Source organism: Thioclava sp. F28-4 (genome assembly GCF_002020045.1).
Taxonomy (GTDB): domain Bacteria; phylum Pseudomonadota; class Alphaproteobacteria; order Rhodobacterales; family Rhodobacteraceae; genus Thioclava; species Thioclava sediminum.
The window spans coordinates 1-19863 of record NZ_MPZQ01000020.1 but is presented as its reverse complement, the minus strand read 5'-3'; the positions used below and the strand labels follow the sequence as shown (position 1 = coordinate 19863).

Genomic DNA, 19863 nt, shown 5'->3' with positions numbered 1-19863 from the left:
CGTTATTATAAATTATTCGTTACTTGGTAAGCAGAGATCAGGGCGACACAAAGGCGCCTGTGGGGCGCAAAGTTAACTACGGGTTAAAGAGTGACATCCCGGTCACAGCGCGTTCAGAGGGCAGAGGGGCCCACCATCCGCGCGAGATTTCCGGTGGCACCTTCGGTGATTTCCTCGCCGGTGAAGGCTGTGGTGCCCCCCGAAGACAGGGCGGACTCGAGCCGTTCGTGGAAATCTTCCGGCAAGGGGATCTGCAGCACGCGACCGCGCGCGTGGCCTAGGGTATTCATCCGGTCGAGGACCTCTGCAGCGGTCCCCTTCTTAAGCAAGATGAACACAGCCGAGCCGCCTTGCGGCAGGCTCTCGCCCGCTTCGCGCAGGAAAGAGTCGTTCAAGCCGAGGTCGGTGAACTTGCCGGACACAGCGCCCGCGCCCGCACCGATTGCCGCGCCGACGACCGGCGACAGGAAGACGAGACCCAGCAGCCCGCCCCAGACAGCGCCGCCGATCGCGCCGAGGGCCATCGTGTTGCTGTTTTCATGAACGTTAATCTCGCCGCTTTCGTCGCGGGTCACGACAACAATGTCCTGCGACCGGAAAAATCCTTCTTTTTCCAGTGCTCTGAGTTCCTCGCGCGTCGCGAAGCCCGCGGCCTCGGTTTCATGCGCCATCACCAACAGTTCGGACATCGTTACCTCCAGACAGAACAAAGGGCGAAGCATGTGCTTCGCCCTCTGAAACGGTTCCGTGGGGGAAAGAGTTCCCTTATTCCGCCGGCATCGCCTGCGGTTCGTCGCTGAGCGGGTAGGACAGATGCGCCAGCATCTCCTTCGGGCAGACCTGCAGGAAGTTCGCCTTCTCGGTCTCCCAGTGCTGGAGAATATCGGCGCCTTTGCGCGATCCCGTTTCGGCGACGTGACGCTCGATCAGGCCTTTCAGCTCGGCTTCCCAATGCTCGTGGCCCAGCCCGCAGGTGACGAGGCTTTCGAGGTTGATCAGCTCTTCCGCCGTGTTGTCCGGATCGTAGAGATAGGCCATGCCGCCCGTCATGCCCGCACCGAAGTTCGGGCCGATCGAGCCGAGGATCACCGCGACGCCGCCGGTCATGTATTCACAGCCGTTGGAGCCGCAGCCCTCGATCACCACTTTCGCACCCGAGTTGCGCACCGCGAAGCGCTCGCCTGCGCGGCCTGCCGCGAACAGGTGACCCTCGGTCGCGCCGTAAAGCACGGTGTTGCCGATGATCGTGTTCTCGGAGGCGACCAGCGGCGAGGCCATCGGCGGACGCACGACGATCATGCCGCCCGAGAGACCCTTGCCGACATAGTCGTTGGCATCGCCCGACACTTCGATCTTCAGACCCGGGGCCGCAAAAGCGCCCAGCGACTGACCGCAGGAACCGGTCAGCTTCACCGTCAGGTGGTCCGACTGCAGCGCGTTGCGCATCCCGAAGTTCTTCACGATATGGCTCGAAGCGCGCGTCCCGATGGTGCGCAGCGTGTTGCGCACCGCGTAGGAAAGCTGCATCTTCTCGCCTTCCTCGAAGAAGCGATGACCATCCTTGATGATCTCCGCATCGAGCGTATCCGAGACCCAGTTACGCGGCTTCGAACGGTCGTAGACGATCTTGTCCCAGCCATCGACGGTGATCAGGAGCGGATTGAGGTCAAGATCGTCGAGATGGGCCGAGCCGCGGCTCACCTGGCTGAGAAGATCGGCGCGACCGATCACCTCGTCGAGCGAACGCGCACCGATCGAGGCGAGGATTTCGCGCACTTCCTGAGCGTAGAAGGTGATGAGGTTCACCACCTTGTCCGCCGTGCCGGTGAACTTGGCGCGCAGCTCCGGGTCCTGCGTACAGACGCCCACCGGGCAGGTGTTCGACTGACACTGACGGACCATGATGCATCCCATCGCGATCAGGGCGGCGGTACCGATGCCGTATTCCTCGGCGCCCATCATCGCGGCCATCACGATATCGCGGCCCGTGCGCAGACCACCATCGGTCCGCAGGGTGACGCGTTCGCGCAGATTGTTCATCGCGAGCACCTGATGCGCCTCGGTCAGACCCATCTCCCACGGGAGACCGGCATATTTGATCGAGGTCGCGGGCGATGCGCCCGTGCCGCCGTTGTGGCCCGAGATCAGGATGATATCGGCCTTCGCCTTCGCGACACCGGCCGCGATCGTGCCGACGCCCGAGGACGCCACCAGCTTCACCGTCACTTTGACCTTCGGGTTGATCTGCTTGAGGTCGTAGATCAGCTGCGCGAGGTCTTCGATCGAGTAGATGTCGTGATGCGGCGGCGGCGAGATCAGCGTCACGCCCTTGGTCGAGTGCCGCAGACGCGCGATCAGGTCGGTGACCTTCATGCCCGGAAGCTGACCGCCTTCGCCGGGCTTGGCGCCCTGAGCGACCTTGATCTCAAGCTCTTCGCAGTGGTTGAGGTATTCGGCGGTCACACCGAAACGACCCGAAGCCACCTGCTTGATCTTCGCCGACGGGTTGTCGCCATTGGGCTCGGGCACGAAATGCGCCGGGTCTTCCCCGCCTTCACCCGAGTCCGACTTCGCGCCGATCCGGTTCATCGCGACGTTCAAGAGCTTGTGCGCCTCGGGCGACAGCGCCCCCAGCGACATGCCCGGCGTCACGAAGCGTTTGCGGATCGAGGTGATCGACTCGACCTCTTCGATCGGCACCGGTTTGCCCAGCGATTTGATATCCAGCATGTCGCGGATATGGATCGGCGGGTTCGCCCGCATCATCGAGCTGTATTGCTTCCACAGATCGTAGCTCGCGCGGTTACAGGCCGATTGCAGCATGTGCATCGACTGCGCACCCCAGGCATGGGCCTCGCCGGTGCGGCGGGCCTTGTAGAAGCCGCCGATCGGGAGCACGTCCTGACCGCCTTTCCAGCCTTTCGCGTGCACACCTTCCAGCGCGTGCTGGATACCGTGCAGACCGATGCCGGAGATGCGCGAATGCATGCCGGGGAAGTATTCCGCGACCATTGCGCGCGACAGACCCACGGCTTCGAAGTTCAGACCGCCGCGATAGGAGGAAATCACCGAGATCCCCATCTTCGACATGATCTTCAGCAGGCCCGCATCGATCGCGTCGCGATATTTGCGCATCGCGTCGACAAGCGTGCCGGCGAGCAGGCCGCGGTCGATCCGATCGGCCAGCGTGTCCTGCGCGAGATAGGCGTTCACCGTGGTTGCGCCCGAGCCGATCAGAACCGCGAAGTAATGCGGGTCGATACATTCCGCCGAGCGCACGTTGATCGAGCAGAAGGTCCGCAAGCCTTTCTGCGTCAGCCAGCTATGCACGGCGCTCGTCGCGAGGATCATCGGCATTGCGACCTTGTCCTCGTCCTGCTCCTCATCGCTCAGCACGATATGGAGCGCGCCCGAGCGCACCGCGTCTTCGGCTTCCTGACGGATCCGGGTCAGACCTTCGCGCAGCGCCTCCTGATCGGAATTAGCCGGGAAGGTGCAGTCGATGATCGTCACCTGCTCGCCGAATTCGTTGAGCATGTGATCGAATTCGGAATTCGCGAGGAACGGGCTCTCCAAGATCCAGATCTCGGTCTGCGAGCTGTCCTCGTCGAGCACGTTCTTCAGGTTACCGAAGCGCGTCTTGAGCGACATCACCCGGCTTTCGCGCAGCGAGTCGATCGGCGGGTTGGTCACCTGGCTGAAGTTCTGCCGGAAGAAATGGCTCAGCGGGCGGTATTGCTTGGACAGAACCGCAGGCGGCGTGTCGTCGCCCATCGAGGCGATGGCTTCCTTCCCGTCCTCGGCCATCGGCGCGAGGATCTGTTCGATCTCTTCGACCGAATAGCCTGCCGCGACCTGACGCTTGCGCAGTTCACCGCCCGAGAATTTCGGGTTTTCCGGCACGTCCACGAGGATCGCGTTCAGATCGGTGACCTTGCCGACCCATTCGCCGAAGGGCTGAGCGGCGGCCAGTTTGTCCTTGATTTCGGTGTCGTGGTAGAGCTTGCCCTCGCGCATATCGACCGCGATCATCTGACCCGGACCAAGTGCGCCTTTCTCGACAACGCTCGCCTCATCGACCGGCACCATGCCGGCTTCCGAGCCTGCGATCAGAACGCCGTCGCCGGTGATGACATAGCGCAGCGGACGCAGACCGTTGCGGTCGAGACCGCCGCAGACCCAGCGACCATCGGTCATCGCCAGCGCCGCCGGGCCGTCCCACGGCTCCATCACGGCGTTGCAATAGGCATACATGTCCTGCCACGCGGACGGCATCGTGTCGGTGGATTTCGACCACGGCTCAGGGACGAGCATCGTCTTCACCATCGGCGCGTTGCGGCCCGAGCGGACCATCAGTTCGAACACCGCATCGAGCGCGCCGGAGTCGGACGCTCCCGCCGGGATGATCGGCTTGATGTCTTCGGCGCTGTCGCCGAAGGCCGAGGAGGCCATGCGGATTTCATGGCTCTTCATCCAGTTGGTGTTGCCCTTGATCGTGTTGATCTCGCCGTTATGCGCCAGCATCCGAAAGGGTTGTGCCAGCCACCATTGCGGGAAGGTGTTGGTGGAATAGCGCTGGTGATAGATCGCGAAGGCGGACTCGAAGCGCTCGTCCTTCAGGTCGGGATAGAATTCCGCGACCTGCTCGGCGAGCATCATGCCTTTGTAGATGATCGAGCGGCACGACAGCGAGCAGATGTAGAGCCCGTTGATCTGCGCCGCGATCGCCGCTTTCTCGATACGGCGGCGGATGATGTAGAGCTCGCGTTCGAACTGCTCCTCGTCGATATCCTTGTCGTTACGGATCAGGATCTGCTCGATCTCGGGGCGGGTCGAATTGGCCTTCTCGCCCAGCACTTCGGTGTTCACCGGAACGTGGCGCCAGCCGTAGATGTAGTGACCCATCCGCAGAACTTCGGATTCCACGATCGTGCGGCAGCGCTCCTGCGCGCCGAAATCGGTGCGCGGCAGGAAGACCTGACCGACGGCGACCATTTTCTCCATGTCCGGCTCGTGGCCGGTGCGGCGGATCTGGTCATAGAAGAAGGGGGCGGGGATCTGGACGTGGATGCCCGCGCCGTCGCCGGTCTTGCCGTCAGCATCCACGGCACCGCGGTGCCAGATCGCCTTCAGCGCGTCGATGCCGTTCTCCACGACGCGGCGCGAGGCCTTACCGTCGATCGACACCACGAGACCGACGCCGCAGGACGCCTTCTCGTCTTCTTCCTTCCACAGTGAATTCTCGTTCATCCACTGGCGTTTCGCTTCCTCGGCGGCCACCCAGGCTTCGTCATATTTGGTCATTGCAGTGCCTCCTTGGAGAAAGAGCGGGAAAGGGGGGCGAGGCTGACTTGCGTGGGCCGAAGATCGGCCTGCGTCATCATCAGGTCGCAGTCATATTCGGGCGTCTCGGTCGAGAAACCGGGATCGCCGGGAAAGTCGAAGCGCACCGGGCTGTCGTCGTAGCTCACGACATCGCCCTGATCGTTCTCGAACCGCTCCGCGCCGCTGAAAAACACGCGATACTTGCGCGAGATATATTGCGTGCCGGTGCGGGTCGCGACGGTCTGGCCGTTCTGGTCATCCTCGCGCAGATCGAAGGTGATCGTCTCGAGCGGGACATCGTCGATGCTGACCGACTTGCCCGTGAGGGTATCGCTGCCGACATAGCGGCGCAGACCGCGGTAATTCGAGCGCGTGACGAAATCGTAATCGTCCTTGCCATCCGACAGGAGCGCCGAGAACGACGGGGCGTCCTTCGACGCGCCCGGATCGAACATCTCGATCTCGCCGTCATCGGTCGACACGCTCTCAAGCCAGCGCGTTTCGGCATCGATATGGCTCAGGTAATAGATGCCCTCGCCATCCGCGAATGCGGTCCAGAGATCGCCCTCCGGATCGGCGGCGCAGCGGTAGTAATTGGCCACCTGACAGTTATGCATCTGCACGGTCATGAAGACCTCGCAGCCCTGCGGCGGCGCGAAGTCTTCGGCATGGGCGGGCAGGGCGCTGAACAGCCCCCCGCAGATCGCCATGCCGAGAAAATTCGACCGCATCGCATACATTCCTTTTCAGATCGGCAGGGCGCGGATCACTCCGCCGCCACCGCCGCCACGTTTTCGAGATAGCGCAGGATCGAGCCCGCCGCTTCGCGCCCGTCGCGGATCGCCCAGACGACGAGGCTCGCGCCGCGCACGATGTCGCCGACCGCGTAGACGCCGGGGATCGAGGTCGCGTGGGTGCCGAATTCGGCCTTCACGGTGCCCCAACGGGTGGTCTCCAGATCGTCGGCTTCCCAAGCGCCGGGCAGGTCTTCGGGCTCGAAGCCGAGCGCCTTGATCACCAGATCGGCCTCTTCGTCATAGATGCCGCCTTCGATCTTCTCGGGGCTCTGACGGCCCGAAGCATCCGGCGCGCCCAGACGCATCCGCTGCACCGAGCAGTTGGTGACCGGGTTGCCCGAGAAGGCCGCGGGGGCGGAGAGCCAGACGAATTCCACGCCCTCTTCCTCGGCGTTTTGCACTTCGCGCTGCGAGCCCGGCATGTTCGCGCGGTCGCGGCGGTAGAGACATTTCACCGACTTGGCGCCCTGACGGATCGCGGTACGCACGCAGTCCATCGCGGTGTCGCCGCCGCCGATGACGATGACGCGCTTGCCTTCAGCGTTCAGCGTGCCGTCTTCGAACTCGGCCACGTCGTCGCCGAAGCTCTTGCGGTTCGAGGCGGTCAGATAGTCGATCGCGCGCACGATGCCGGCAGCGTCTGCGCCCTCGTCAGTCAGCTCGCGCGTCTTGTAGACGCCCGTCGCGATCAGCACCGCGTCATGCTTGCCGCGGATCGCGTCGAAGGAAATATCGGTGCCGACATTGCAGTTCAGTACGAACTCGACGCCGCCATCTTCCAGCTGCTTCACGCGCTGCATGACGATGTCTTTCTCCAGCTTAAAGCCGGGGATGCCGTAGGTCATCAGCCCGCCCGCGCGGTCATAACGGTCATAGACCGTGACCTGCACGCCAGCGCGACGCAGCGCGTCGGCGGCCGCCAGACCGCCCGGGCCCGCGCCGATGATGCCGACGCTTTCGGCGCGCTCGGTCGCCGGTTTGATCGGTTTCACCCAACCCATGTCGAAGGCGGTGTCGGTGATGTACTTCTCGACCGCGCCGATGGTGACGGTGCCGTGGCCCGACTGTTCGATCACGCAGTTGCCTTCGCACAGACGGTCCTGCGGGCAGATGCGGCCGCAGATTTCCGGGAAGGTGTTGGTGGCCTGCGACATCTCGTAGGCTTCCTGCAAACGGCCTTCCGCGGTCAGGCGGAGCCAGTCGGGGATGTTGTTATGGAGCGGGCAATGCGTGTGGCAATAGGGCACGCCGCATTGGCTGCAGCGGCTTGCCTGCTCGGCAGCCTTCTCGGCCGCGTATTCGCGATAGATTTCGTTGAAATCATGGGAGCGCACGTTCGCGTCGCGCTTCTGAGGCATCTCTTTCGCCGTCTTGACGAACTTGAGCATCGGTTGCTTGGCCATTGTGGCGCCTCCCTAGAAAACCGGTGGGTGCGCATGACTACACTGCCTGCCACAGCAATAAAAGTAAGCAAGGCTGACCTAAATGTGCATTTTTTGCGAGAGGCGTACGAGAAGGCACCTCAAATTCGCTCAAAATAGGTCAGCTTCGTTTACTTTATCGCCGCTTTACCCTGATTTTCCTGAGGATCACGCGTCGCCAAAAAGCGATTCGCTCCTGATCAGCCTAGCACACCGACCGCCGCAAGGCTCAGCAGGAGCCCGCCGAAGATGATCCGGTAGATCGCGAAGATGGTGAAACGGTGCCCCTGAATATAGCCAAGGAGCCATTTCACCGCGACGAAGGCCGTCACGGTCGAGACGACGAAAGCGATGCCGAGCCCGGCCCAATCCTCGTTGCCGCCGGTCCCGTCCTTGAGCTGCTTGAGCAATTCGTAACCGCTCGCCGCGTACATGGTGGGAATACCGACGAGGAAGGCGAATTCGGTCGCCGCCGCCCGGTTCGAGGTGCCCAGAAGCATCGCCACGAAAATCGTCGTAGCCGAGCGCGAGGTGCCCGGAAAGACCCCGGCCACGATCTGCGCAATCCCGACCGCAATCGCGACGCGCCAGAAAATCTGGCTGTTATCGGCCTGCCGATCCGCGACGCGTTCCGCAAACAGCATCCAGAAACCGCCGATCACCAGCGCCCAGGCGACGGGTTGGATCGTTGTCGGCAGCTCGAAGCCCATCTTCTTCACGATCAGGCCCAGAACGGCGGTGATCAGGAAGGCCACGGTCAGCTTCGCGAGATAGTCGCGGTTCTCCGGATTGCGCCAGTTGAACAGCAGCTCCATCAGGCGACGCCAGTAGATCAGCGTCACCGCGAGGATCGCCCCGGCCTGAATGACGATGTTGTAGGTATCCGAGCGCGTGCCAAGCCAATGTTCGGCCAGGATCAGGTGGCCAGTGCTCGAAATCGGGAGAAACTCGGTGATCCCTTCGATCACACCGAGCAGAACGTCGTTCAGATAGCTCAAGAAATACCGCCTAGGTCAGAGAGGTGCCGCAAGCGGCACCGGGGAGGAAGGAGGGGGTTATGTCTTGCGAAGGTTCTTCGCCGAAGCTTTGATGTCGTCATATTGCCCACCGGGGCGGAAGCGCCACAGGTAGCCGGGCATCACCGCTTCCATTGCCATAGGCTGGATTCCGAGATCGGAGAAGCCTTTCGCACCCTCGGACACGACATTGTCAGCTTGCAGGTTCTTCACCTGATCGCGCGTGAGAATGCGGTTCGTGATCAGCCCGCCGGTGACGGTTTGGCCCAGATCGAAGACCCCGCCGAGGATGCTCGCGATCCAGCGCGGCAACGACAGCACGAGCCGACGACGGTGAATCACCGTCAGCATCTGCTTCATCAGGTCGTGGAAGGTCTCCACATCCGGCCCGCCGAGTTCATAGGTGCCGGGCGAGACTTTCCCGTCCGCCGCCATCACCGCGACTTTCGCGACATCATCGACGAAGACCGGCTGGAATTTCGTGTGGCCACCTGTGATCGGAAGGATCGGGGTGAAGCGCGACATCGAGGCGAATTTGTTGAAGAAGCCGTCCTCGTTGCCGAAAATGATCGAGGGGCGCAGGATCACGGCATGCGGATAGGCATCCAGCACCGCCTTCTCGCCTGCAGCCTTGGTGCGGGCATATTCGCTCTCGCTATCGGGATTGGCGCCGATGGCCGAGATCTGCACCAGTTTCGGCACACCCATCTCTGCGGCGATACGCGCCACGCGGCCCGCACCTTCGGCTTGCACGGCGCCGAACTTGTTCTTGCCTTCATTCACCAGAATACCGACGCAATTAATCACCGCATCCGCGCCCTGCATCGCCGCGCGCACGCTGGCGTCGTCGCGAATGTTGCAGAAGACCGGCTCGACTTGCCCGACCGCACCATAGGGTTTGACGAAGAGCGCCTCGTTCGGACGCCGGACCGCAACGCGAATCCGCCAACCGTCCTTTGCCATGCGCTGCGCGATATAGCGCCCGACGAACCCCGAACCGCCGTAGATCGTAACCAGCTTGGACATGGGCAGAGGCCTTTCCTTGCAAGAATTTCGTTCTTTGATTACCGCCTCGCCCCCGCGGGAACAAGGCCAAAGACCCGAAGAGTCGAAGCTTGCGAATTTTTCGTGTCGATCCCCGTTGACAGTCCCAGCGCCGCTATGTATCTCGCGCTCCACGACACCTGCCCAGGTGGCGGAATTGGTAGACGCGCACGGTTCAGGTCCGTGTGCCGCAAGGCGTGGAGGTTCGAGTCCTCTCCTGGGCACCAAAATCAAGCGAAAAAGCTCGGAAAACCTCGGTTTTCCGAGCTTTTCTCTTCCTGCGATAAGATTTTGCCCCACACACTGCCCCACAAACGACGTCTAAACCGACGAAAATAGCTCTGCCGGATTCGAGCTCGTTTCATTGAGTCGTGAGGTGGCGTAGATTGGATGAGCGCTGTTTTACGCCCAGGTTCTCGCAGACAACCTCGCTACCCGCGTCCAAGCTTGGGTGCGTGCGGTCTATCGTTTCCACCTAATCAGCATTCGGAAGCTCATGCCTCCGGCATCCGCGCAGGTAAATCTGAGCAATGAATTTTTATAAATTCAGGGGGATCAACATTGAGAGCGTTCAGCCAGACGCAGAACTCAACGATGTCGAGGCGACGTTCACAAAGTTCGACCTTTGCGATGTATGAACGATTGCGCCCCAAGCGAACAGCCAGATCCGTCTGTGATAGTCTTTCTTGCGCTCGAAGCTCAATTAAAGCTCTGATTAACGCCCTATATTGCGATGTGTGCTGTGCGCCGGCCATGCCGTTCCTGCCCTGTAGACACCGACGCATAACTCATGATACCGCCTGCTCCCAAAATAGGAGCAGACGATGAATGACGCGGACTTTCTTTACCTTGATTTCCGATTCCGCGAAGCGGGTTGGCTTGAAGCAATGCGACTTCGCCTAACCGGGTCGGTGCCTGATGAAGTCGTTTCGGATGGCGTCCGAAACCAAGTCTTCGAAGTAGAAAAAGAAGGGGAGAGAATGACCATCAATATTACGGATCATTGCCTGTCGTTGACTGAGCCGACCGAGCAAAGCTTCACCGAAGAGAATTACGCGCATGTAGCGCGGATGTTGAAAATGAAGGGGTTTCGCGCGGATTGGTTGAGATCGAAGCGTCCTGACATTGTGCTGTGTGCTGGTGCGCTCTTGAACGAAACTTATCGAAAGAAGCTGATCTCGCATCTCTCTTCAACGTCGGTGTGAGAGAAACGCGGTGAGTGATGAGGATGGTCTTTTGAGGGACCGATAAGATCACTCTCAATCTTTATACAAAGAACCGTCTAAGCTTAGAATGAAGAAATTGCGCAGGATAAGCGACCAGTGGTGAAGCCCTCTTTCAAGGTTTTCGGAAAAGCCAGCAAAGATAATATGGAAAAGATGTAGCTTGGTTCCGTGCCCGACCGCTGAGCGCAGCCCAATCAAAATCGATCACTGTAGGGATCTGACAATGGGCGCGTAAGTGAAGCCCGATGGACGCAAGCCTCCCAAGCGGCATGAGTGTCATGCCGCTTGGGCGCAAAATTTCCTTCTCTCTCGAAAATTTGCGCCTAAACGTTGCAGAAGTAGTTATGTCAGAGCTTCTGTGTTTCTTTGCCAATGATGACTTGGCAGAGATAAGTACCTATTCAGGCTCGGCAATGGGGAAGCTGGAGGAAGGTCGTCAACTGCTCCGTTCTCAGACGAGATAAGGCCCCGTTAGCGTTTGCGAAGTTCCTGATATATGCAGCTTGCAACTTCTCGCGAGACCGCGAGACCGTTTTGTCGGGGGATTCACGAGACACCGCACGCTTTGACGACGCGCACTCGACCCGAAGAATACGCAGGGGGACGATGCCGAAACTTCTCTCGATATTGATACTATTCGTAGCGCTTTTAGTTCTTTCGCTTGCCTTCCCTGGGCCCGCAAATGCGTCGCGGCCCCTCAAGATCGGAGTGCTCGACTTCGCAGGCGAAGAGCATTCAACAGGCCATTGGCAACCGACAGTGGAAGCGCTCAACTCAGCGCTGCCCGAGTATCGGTTTTCTTTGGTGCCGCTCGATCTCGAGGGGCTGGGGCGCGAATTGGCAGCAGGCCATCTCGACTTTGTCATCACCAATCCCGGCGATTACGTCACCCTCGAATATCAGGAGCACATAAGCCGGATTGCGACGGCCGAGGGCGATATGCCAGTCGCTTCCACTCTTGTCGCCAAGAGCGACCTGAGACATCTCAAAGACCTCTCGGGTAAGCGCCTCGCGATCGTCTCTACCGAGGCCTTCGGCGGCTTTCAGGCAGTCTGGGCGGAGGCGCAAAAGCGCGATCCGGGCCTGCAGGATCGCATCCAACTCATCGTGACGGGCGTGCCAATGCGCAATGCAGCTGAGGCGGTGCTGGAAGGGGACGCTGATGCGGCCGTTCTGCGCGCCTGCATGCTCGAACGTCTCAAGACCTCCGATCCAGAGACTTTCGCCTCTCTCCATGCCTTTGCCCTTCGTCCCGAGACACCGGGCGGTTGCGCCGTGTCGAGCCCGGTCTACCCCGGCTGGCCCATCGCGAAAGCCCAGAAGACCTCGCCCGCGCTCGCGAAGAAAGTCACGATCGCACTTTTGGGGATGCAGGCAGGAAACTACTGGACCGTGCCGCTTGATTATCAGCCCGTCCATGACGTGATGCGCGAGCTTCGGGTCGGCCCCTATCTGCGCACCGGGCCGGTCGCGATCTCGGACGTCATCAACGACTATCGTGATTGGCTGATTGCCTTGGGGGTCGCCTTGATTTTCTGGGCCATCTACTCGGTGCGGATCGAGACGCTCGTTCGGCGGCGAACGCAAGCGCTGAACGCAGCCAATGCCGGGCTCAAGCGGGAGATGGCCGAACGGCGTCGCGTCGAAGAGGCGGATCGGCAGCACCGGAGGGAGCTCGAACATGTCGCCCGGCTTTCTATTCTGGGCGAAATGGCCTCGTCGATCGCGCATGAACTGAACCAGCCCCTCGCCGCGATCAGTGGATATGCGCAAGGTAGCCTGCTTCGCCTGCGGGGCGGGAACTGCACGCCCACTGACATGGAGCGGGCGTCGGAAGAGATTTCCCAGCAGGCCGAGCGCGCCTCCACGGTTATCAAGCGTATTCGCGCTTTCGTGCGCAAACGCGAGAGCAGCCGCACGATGGTCGATTTCGCCGCCCTGACCGGAGAGGCGGCGGCGTTGTTCGCGGCGACGACGAAACGTGTCGGAGCCGAGACGCGGATTAATCTGCAGGAGGGGCTGCCGATGGTCTTCGCGGATGCCATTCAGATCCAGCAGGTCGTGCTGAACCTCGTGCAGAATGCAGTGGAGGCGATGGAAACGACCGCGCCGGAAGATCGCACGATCGAGATCGGTCTCGCCCGCGAATCCGATCCGGTTCTGGGAGACGGGATTTGCTTGTCGGTGCGCGATCATGGTCAGGGGCTTGGCCAAGAGGGATTGGCGCATTTCGCCGAACCCTTCTATACGACAAAAAACGAAGGGATCGGGCTTGGCTTGTCGCTTTCCCGGTCGATCGTCGAGGCCCATGGCGGCAGGCTGCGCGCAGAGATTCCAACTGACGGGGTTGGGTTGCGGGTGAAGGTCTGGCTACCTGTGAAGGAGAGGGAATGAGCGAAAGCGAGGCCGTGATACATGTCGTCGATGACGATCGTGCTGCGCGCGAAGGGTTGCAGTTCATGCTTGGCTCGCTTGGGCTCGAGGTGGTGCCGCACGGTTCGGCCGCCGATCTTCTTGCCAAGCTGGACGATACTCGGCGGGGGTGCATTCTCGCCGATGTGCGCATGCCCGCGATGTCAGGTTTGGAGTTACTCGATGAACTGAAAGCGCGCGACTGTCCGCTTCCGGTGATCATGATCACCGGTCATGGCGATGTGCCGATGGCGGTGCGGGCGATTCAGGCGGGGGCGCTCGATTTTTTTGAAAAACCGGTGAATGGTCTGGCTTTGGTCGAGCGGATACGAGCGGCCCTCACTCTTTGCGAAGATCAGCTCGTGGAGGCGCTCGGGCGCAATGCGCTCGCCAGACAGATCGAGACTCTCACCCGACGTGAGGTCGAGGTCGCTCACGGCGTGCTGGCGGGTCGGCAGAACAAGCAGATTGCAGCCGATCTGGGCATCAGTCTCAAGACGGTCGAAATTCACCGTCACAATCTCATGGGCAAGATGAACGCGCACAGTGCGGCGGATCTGGTGCGAAAGCTGATCGCGGCCGGCTGGGAGGCTTAGGCCCCGGGAGCTTCCGCGCTCCAGCCAGGGGTAAACCCCTAATCGCCCCGGGTTTCCTCCGATTCCGTTTCCATGATGGCAAACCTATCCTCGGGTCGACCGAATAGGAAAGGATCTGCCCATGGACACGAACCGTCGCGGCTTTCTCGGTGCGATCGGCCGGGTCACCATCGGCGCAGCGGCCTCGATCGCGGGAGTGACAGAGGCGTCTGCGTCCGAAAGTGCCACCGGGGGCCACGAAAGCGCTGTCCAGAGTAAGGATGGGCACACCGTGCACTGGGGCATGGTCGTCGATCTGCGAAAATGCATCGGGTGCCAAGCCTGCACCGTCGCCTGTATCATGGAAAACGACGTGCCGGAGGACGCCTTCCGGACTCATGTCAGTGTCTATGAGGTGCTTCGAGAGCGGCAAGATCCTGCGATGGTCATGCTGCCGCGGCTTTGCAACCATTGCGATGACCCACCATGCCTCCCGGTCTGCCCGGTCGAGGCGACTTTCAAGGCAGAAAATGGCGAGGTTCTGGTCGATGCCAGCCGGTGCGTGGGTTGTGCCTATTGCGTTCAGGCCTGTCCCTATGACGCGCGCTTCATCAACCATGAAACGCAGACCGCGGACAAATGCACCTTCTGCTATCACCGCACACAGGAAGGACTTCTGCCGGCCTGTGTGGAGACCTGCGTCGGTGGGGCGCGCAACTTCGGCGATCTCAATGATCCCGACAGCGAGGTGTCGCGGATGCTGCGGGACAATCCGGTCTCGGTGCTGCGTCCCGAAATGCACACCAATCCGAACGTCTATTACATCGGGCTCGACGAAGCGCTCGACGGTCGTGTCGCCGGTGAGGCCGCCTATCACCCGCCCCTGACCTCCAACACCCATCATGAGGAGGGTCTGTGATGGAGATTCATGAACTTGTGGGCGCCGTCCATGATGCCGCCTGGCTGCCTTGGGCCGTGCAGTATTTCTTTCTGATCGCGATCTCGACCACAGCGTTCCTGATGGCGCTCCCGGCCTTCGTGCTGGCTAACGAGGACGGGCTGCCGCGCGCGCGGCTGGCCTTGATGGTCGCGGTGACCACCGGGATCACCGCGCCGATCGCGCTCCTGGCCGACCTGCACCAGCCGTTCCGCTTCTGGGAGTTCTACGCCTATACCCACACGACCTCCTGGATGGCATGGGGCGCTTGGATCGTGCCGGCTTATGTCGGAGGGCTCGTCGCTTTCGCCTGGGCCCTTCATCGGCCCGCGCTCCACGCGATGGGGCAAGAAAACTGGCGTTTCGCCTGGATCTTTCGCTGGCTTGCACTTGGCGGCGAAACTAACTGGTTCGTCATTCCCCTCGGTCTGATCACCGGCGCCGCCGCGCTCGGGATCCTGACCTATACTGGTATGGAGGTGATGATCGTCCGCGCACGTCCGCTCTGGAATACGCCACTGCTACCGCTGCAATTCGCGGCGACCGGGTTTGTCGGCGCTCTCGGTATGATGCTGGTGCTCGAACGGGCGCTCGACCATTCCGATAGGCTTGAGGTCCGGCTCAATCGCCATCTTATCTTTGCTTTGGCCGTCGTGGCTGGGCTTGGCGCCATCTGGTTCACGCTGGCGCGCTCGGGGCTTTCGCCGGCCCATACCGAAGCGCTGGCCTCGGTCGCAGGGTTCGGGGTGTGGCGCATGATTGCGGTATGGGGCGGTCTCGCGATCGCGGTGCCCTTCATGATCGCATTGATCCAGCCCGTGCATACCGGCTGGCTGACCGGGTTGCTCGCGATCCATGCGGCCTGGATGTTCCGTTGGACCGTCTTCATGGGCGGACAGGCCGTGCCGAAAGTGGGTTCCGGGCTTTACGACGCACTGATGCCCACCGGACTTGCCGGACTTTTGGGAGTGATCGGAACCTTCGGGCTCTGGCTCTTCCTGCTCATCGCCTACACCACCTTCATGCCTTGGACCGAGGCCGGGCTGCCGCGTCGCAGCCCTGGTGCCCAGCGTCCGGCCCGTTCGATCTGAGGAGAGACTCTCATGACCAACCGTCGCAATATCCTCAAGGGTGCAGCCGCTGCTGGCGCATTGGGCACGTTCGGCGTCGGCTATGCCGGCACCGTGAAGAAAATCGCCAAGGGCAAATGGTCCGGCGATGTGCCGCGCAACGAACATGTCACCGGCAATTCGCTGCCGCCCGAATACAGCGTCGATCCGCTGACCGGTGATGTCATCCCCAATCCGGATCAGGCGATGAGCTATACGATGTGCATCGGCTGCACGACGATGTGCGGGGTGCGCGTGCGCGTCGACAAGAAGAACAACAAGGTCCTGCGGGTCACCGGCAATCCCTATTCGCCGATGTCCACCGATCCCTTTATCCCCTACGAGAGTTCGGTCGCCGAGAGTTTCGCAGCGATGGCGCAGGCGGGCAAGGCGAATGGGCTGGCCAATCGCTCGACCGCCTGCGGGCGCGGCAATGCGGTGTTGCAACAGGTCGACAACCCGCGCCGCGTGCTCAAGCCCCTTAAACGGGTCGGGCCGCGCGGCTCCGACAGATGGGAAGCGATCAGCTTCGAACAGCTGGTCGAGGAGGTCGTCGAAGGCGGAAACCTTTTTGGCGAAGGGAAGGTGGCAGGTCTGCGCGAGATCCGCGATCTCGAAACTCCGGCGGTGCAAGGCGCGCCCGAGTTCGGGCCGCGCGCCAACCGGCTGGTCTGGATGAACTGCGTCGATGACGGGCGCGACAACTTCGTGCTGCGCTGGCTCAAGCAGAGCTTCGGCTCGAACAACTTCACCCGTCACGGCAGCTATTGCGGCGGTGCCTATCGCTCGGGCTCGGGCGCGATGTTCGGCGATTTCAAGGCGATGCCGCACGCGAAACCCGATTTCCTCAACGCAGAGTTCATCATCTTCGCCGGCACCGCGCCGGGCAATGCGGGCAACCCCTTCAAGAGGGTTGGGACGCTGATCGCCAAGGCCAGAACCGACGAGAACCTGAGCTATGTGGTGGTCGACCCGATGCTGAACAATGCGCAGAACGCGCCTTCGGGCGAGCGCTCGAAATGGGTGCCGATCAAGCCCGGCACCGATGGTGCGATGGCGATGGCGATGATGCGCTGGATGTTCGAGAACGACCGCATCGACCATGCCTACCTGTCGCAACCGGGCGCCGAGGCGGCCAAGGCGGCGGGGGAGGCGAACTGGTCGAACGCCACCCATCTGGTGGTGGTTGAGCCCGATCACCCGCGCTACGGCCATTGTCTGCGTGGCTCCGACATAGGGCTCGAGATTGCGGGTGAGGCCTATTCGGAGGCCGATCCCTATATGGTCGCCTCGGACGCGGGCCCGGTCCCCGTGGCAGGCGGTCCAGCCCCGCTCTTCTTCGAGGGGGAGGCGCAGACGGGGCAAGGCCCGGTCGCGGTCAAAACGGCACTGTCGCTGCTGCGTGACGAAGCGATGCGCAAGACGATCGAAGAGTATTCGACGGATTGCGGCATTCCTGACTACACGCTGATCGGTCTCGCGAGGGAGTTCACCAGCCATGGGCGCAAAGCTGCGGTGAACAGTCATGGAGGCATGATGGGGGGCTCGGGCTTCTACAATGCCTATGCGCTGGTGATGCTAAACACGCTGATAGGCAACTTGAACTGGAAGGGCGGCACAATGATCGCTGGAGGCTGGTTCCCGGACAACAAGGGACCCGCCTACGATCTCGTGACCTTCCCCGGCATGGTAAAGGCCAAGGGGCTGCCCTTCGGGCGCAACGTGCCCTATGAGAAAACGACCGAATTCAAGACCAAGAAGGCTGCTGGTAAACCCTTCCCGGCGGATGGGCCGTGGTATCCCAACGCTCCCGGCCTCGCGACCGAATGGATCAGCTCGCTCGCCAGTGGCTATCCCTATCACGCCGAGACGCTGGTGTTCCGTAACACCAACCCGGTCTACGGGGTGCCCGGGATCGCACATCTGGTCGACAAGCTGAAAGACCCGAAAGTGGTTCCGCTGATCATCTCGATCGATCCGTTCATCAATGAGAGCTCCTCGATCGCCGATTACATCGTGCCGGATTCGGTGATGTATGAGACCTGGGGCTTCGCCAAGCCCTGGGGTGGGGTCTGGACCAAGGCCACCACCGCGCGCTGGCCGGTTATCGAGCCGAAGATGGCGAAGAACGCGGCAGGCGAGCGTGTCGGGATGGAAACTTTCCTGATCGCCACGGCCAAGAAGATGGGCCTGCCCGGTTTCGGCGATAACGCGATCCCGGATGCCGAGGGCAACCTGCATCCGCTCAACCGGGCCGAGGATTTCTACATCCGTGGCGCGGCCAACGTGGCGATGCTTGGCAAGCCGGTGGGTGATGCGACAGATGAGGATATTGCGCTTACCAATGTGGCGCGGATCGCCGATGATCTGAAAGCGGTTCTGAAACCCGATGAATGGAGGAAAGCCGCGACGATCTACGCCAAGGGCGGGCGCTACGAGGATATCGAACACGCCTACACGGAAGACAAGGCGACCCATCAGTTCAGCCAGCCGATGCTGGTCTGGAACGAGGGATTGGGCAGTTTCCGTCATGCCACGACTGGGCGCCACATGCCCGGTTGCCCGACCTGGCGCGAGGCCGAGTTCGCGGACGGCACCAAGGTCAGCGCGCATTATCCCGAGGCGGAGTGGCCGGTGAAGGTGATGAGCTTCAAATCGCCTTTGCAAAACTCTTACTCGGTCGGGGCGAAGGCGCTGTTGCGGATCGTCGCTGCGAACCCTTTGAACGTGGGGGCCGAGTTGGCCGCCGCGCATGGGATCAAGAACGGCGACATGGTCCGTCTGACGACGCCGGGTGGTGTGTTGGAGAGTGTCGCGGTCGTGCGCGATGGCGTGGCGCCGAATACGGTGGCGATCGAACACGGTTTTGGTCACCGCGGCTTCGGAGCAAATGATATCACCATCGACGACGAAACCTGGCATGCCGACCCGCGTCTGGCAGCTGGCGTGCTGCTTAATGACCTCGGGATGGTGGACCCCACCCGTGAAAAGTCCGGGGTCTGGGTCGATCCGATCTCCGGCACGGCGGTCCGTCAGGGCCTTCCTGCGCGGATCGAACGGATCGGGTAGGTGAAGCGCGACTGCGAAGTGAACGGCCCAAAGCGGTCCTTCGCCCGGATAGCAGCGAAAGACAGCATTGCTCTATCAAGCTGTCAGCAATTTCGTATTCCCAAAGCCCGCCTCAAAGCCGCTGTGGCGGGATGCGTAGGCTGATCGAGAGAGAATGTGCGTCATTCTCGAAGGTCGGCGGATCGACCGGAGTGGAACTGCCAGTATCCGGCTTTCTGGATGAAAAGCTCCCTGGGAAAACAGAAAGCGCCTAATATTTGAGCACGTCAGAATCCTTCGAACCGCCATTGGACGTTACGGCTCCTCTCCACAATTCTGCCCCCAGATTTTGGGGATAACTGCACTTTGGGCTTGAACCGGTCATGCGGCGACGCAGCGTCCAGGGCAGGACGACATGGCCTTCCCGGCGCCAAGCGGACCTTCAATCCGATCCCAGCCAATTACTGGAGCGGGTTTGTCGATAGTCCTACATCGATGGCTCGTTGTGCTTGCAGAACGCGACCTGAGCGAAACTACTGTAGGACGAGATCATCAGAAGCCTGAGGAGCCGGGTAAAACTTGAAACGACTGGTTTCTTTTGGAGCCTCTAAAATGCACCGCGGCGCTGAAAAGCGCCGCGGTGTTTTCGTTTAGGCCTGTGAGCGCTCAGAACTTCGCGCTCAGAACTTCGCGTTGAAGGAAAGCTGCAGCGCGTGGCTCTCATAGTCGCTCGAGAAGGTCCCCGAGATCCCGGCATGCAGGCTGGAGGAGAACGTCCCGGTCCGGCTGAGCGGCACGTCGATCCCGACATCCGCCGTCACCCAGTTCATGTCGAAGCCATCGACCGGCGTTGCGCTGGAGGGCAGCCCGACGAAGGCGGTCTGAACGAGCTGATCGTCGCCGCTGACCTTGTTGTACTTGATCGCACCGGACAGGGTCGGGGCCTGTGCGCT

Annotated in this window: 14 protein-coding genes and 1 tRNA gene; 7 read left to right on the top strand and 8 right to left on the bottom strand. The window is 61.4% G+C overall.

Features of this window, described 5'->3' with window-relative positions; all coding sequences use genetic code 11:
• Positions 1–113: 113 nt before the first annotated feature.
• The 6 genes from BMI87_RS20400 to BMI87_RS20375 all read right to left on the bottom strand — a co-directional run bounded on the left by BMI87_RS20400 (position 114) and on the right by BMI87_RS20375 (position 9585).
• Entirely contained in the window at positions 114–689 is a 576-nt protein-coding gene (locus BMI87_RS20400; protein ID WP_168173848.1) for a DUF1269 domain-containing protein, read from the bottom strand.
• A gap of 76 nt (positions 690–765) precedes the next feature.
• Positions 766–5304: a glutamate synthase large subunit gene (gene gltB / locus BMI87_RS20395; protein WP_078523335.1), complete on the bottom strand. Its 4539-nt coding sequence runs from the start codon at positions 5302–5304 to the stop codon at positions 766–768.
• Positions 5301–6056 (bottom strand): hypothetical protein, encoded by a 756-nt coding sequence (locus BMI87_RS20390; RefSeq protein ID WP_246832756.1) that lies wholly within the window; start codon positions 6054–6056, stop codon positions 5301–5303. Before BMI87_RS20390 ends, gltB begins: the two co-directional genes overlap by 4 nt.
• A gap of 35 nt (positions 6057–6091) precedes the next feature.
• On the bottom strand, positions 6092–7525 hold the full coding sequence (locus BMI87_RS20385) for an NAD(P)-dependent oxidoreductase (RefSeq protein ID WP_078523333.1): 1434 nt from the start codon (positions 7523–7525) through the stop codon (positions 6092–6094).
• 218 nt (positions 7526–7743) lie between these two features.
• Positions 7744–8541: an undecaprenyl-diphosphate phosphatase gene (locus tag BMI87_RS20380; protein WP_078523332.1), complete on the bottom strand. Its 798-nt coding sequence runs from the start codon at positions 8539–8541 to the stop codon at positions 7744–7746.
• Positions 8542–8598: 57 nt separating this feature from the next.
• Entirely contained in the window at positions 8599–9585 is a 987-nt protein-coding gene (locus BMI87_RS20375; protein WP_078523331.1) for a complex I NDUFA9 subunit family protein, read from the bottom strand.
• Positions 9586–9745: 160 nt separating this feature from the next.
• On the opposite strand from BMI87_RS20375, the gene BMI87_RS20370 reads away from it, so the two are divergent.
• Positions 9746–9830: transfer RNA gene (locus BMI87_RS20370), tRNA-Leu, on the top strand.
• Between the two features lie 267 nt (positions 9831–10097).
• On the opposite strand, the gene BMI87_RS22350 is transcribed toward BMI87_RS20370, so the two are convergent.
• The gene (locus tag BMI87_RS22350; protein WP_210402502.1) at positions 10098–10358 is read right to left on the bottom strand and encodes a helix-turn-helix domain-containing protein; all 261 of its coding nucleotides are present in this window, start codon (positions 10356–10358) and stop codon (positions 10098–10100) included.
• Positions 10359–10427: 69 nt separating this feature from the next.
• On the opposite strand from BMI87_RS22350, the gene BMI87_RS20365 reads away from it, so the two are divergent.
• The 6 genes from BMI87_RS20365 to BMI87_RS20340 all read left to right on the top strand — a co-directional run bounded on the left by BMI87_RS20365 (position 10428) and on the right by BMI87_RS20340 (position 18931).
• On the top strand, positions 10428–10808 hold the full coding sequence (locus BMI87_RS20365; protein WP_078523330.1) for a hypothetical protein: 381 nt from the start codon (positions 10428–10430) through the stop codon (positions 10806–10808).
• A 627-nt stretch (positions 10809–11435) separates the two neighbouring features.
• Positions 11436–13223, top strand: a complete 1788-nt coding sequence (locus BMI87_RS20360) for a PhnD/SsuA/transferrin family substrate-binding protein (RefSeq protein WP_078523329.1) — start codon at positions 11436–11438, stop codon at positions 13221–13223.
• On the top strand, positions 13220–13837 hold the full coding sequence (locus BMI87_RS20355) for a response regulator transcription factor (RefSeq protein WP_078523328.1): 618 nt from the start codon (positions 13220–13222) through the stop codon (positions 13835–13837). Before BMI87_RS20360 ends, BMI87_RS20355 begins: the two co-directional genes overlap by 4 nt.
• 121 nt (positions 13838–13958) lie before the next feature.
• Positions 13959–14735, top strand: a complete 777-nt coding sequence (dsrO, locus tag BMI87_RS20350) for a sulfate reduction electron transfer complex DsrMKJOP subunit DsrO (RefSeq protein ID WP_078523327.1) — start codon at positions 13959–13961, stop codon at positions 14733–14735.
• Positions 14735–15844, top strand: coding sequence for an NrfD/PsrC family molybdoenzyme membrane anchor subunit (gene nrfD / locus BMI87_RS20345; RefSeq protein WP_078523326.1), 1110 nt, complete (start codon positions 14735–14737; stop codon positions 15842–15844). Before dsrO ends, nrfD begins: the two co-directional genes overlap by 1 nt.
• Before the next feature lie 12 nt (positions 15845–15856).
• Entirely contained in the window at positions 15857–18931 is a 3075-nt protein-coding gene (locus BMI87_RS20340; protein WP_078523325.1) for a molybdopterin dinucleotide binding domain-containing protein, read from the top strand.
• A gap of 659 nt (positions 18932–19590) precedes the next feature.
• Here BMI87_RS20340 and BMI87_RS22625 read toward each other — a convergent pair.
• Positions 19591–19863, bottom strand: a 273-nt coding sequence (locus tag BMI87_RS22625; protein ID WP_168175253.1) for a hypothetical protein, incomplete at its 5' end; no start/stop codon positions are given.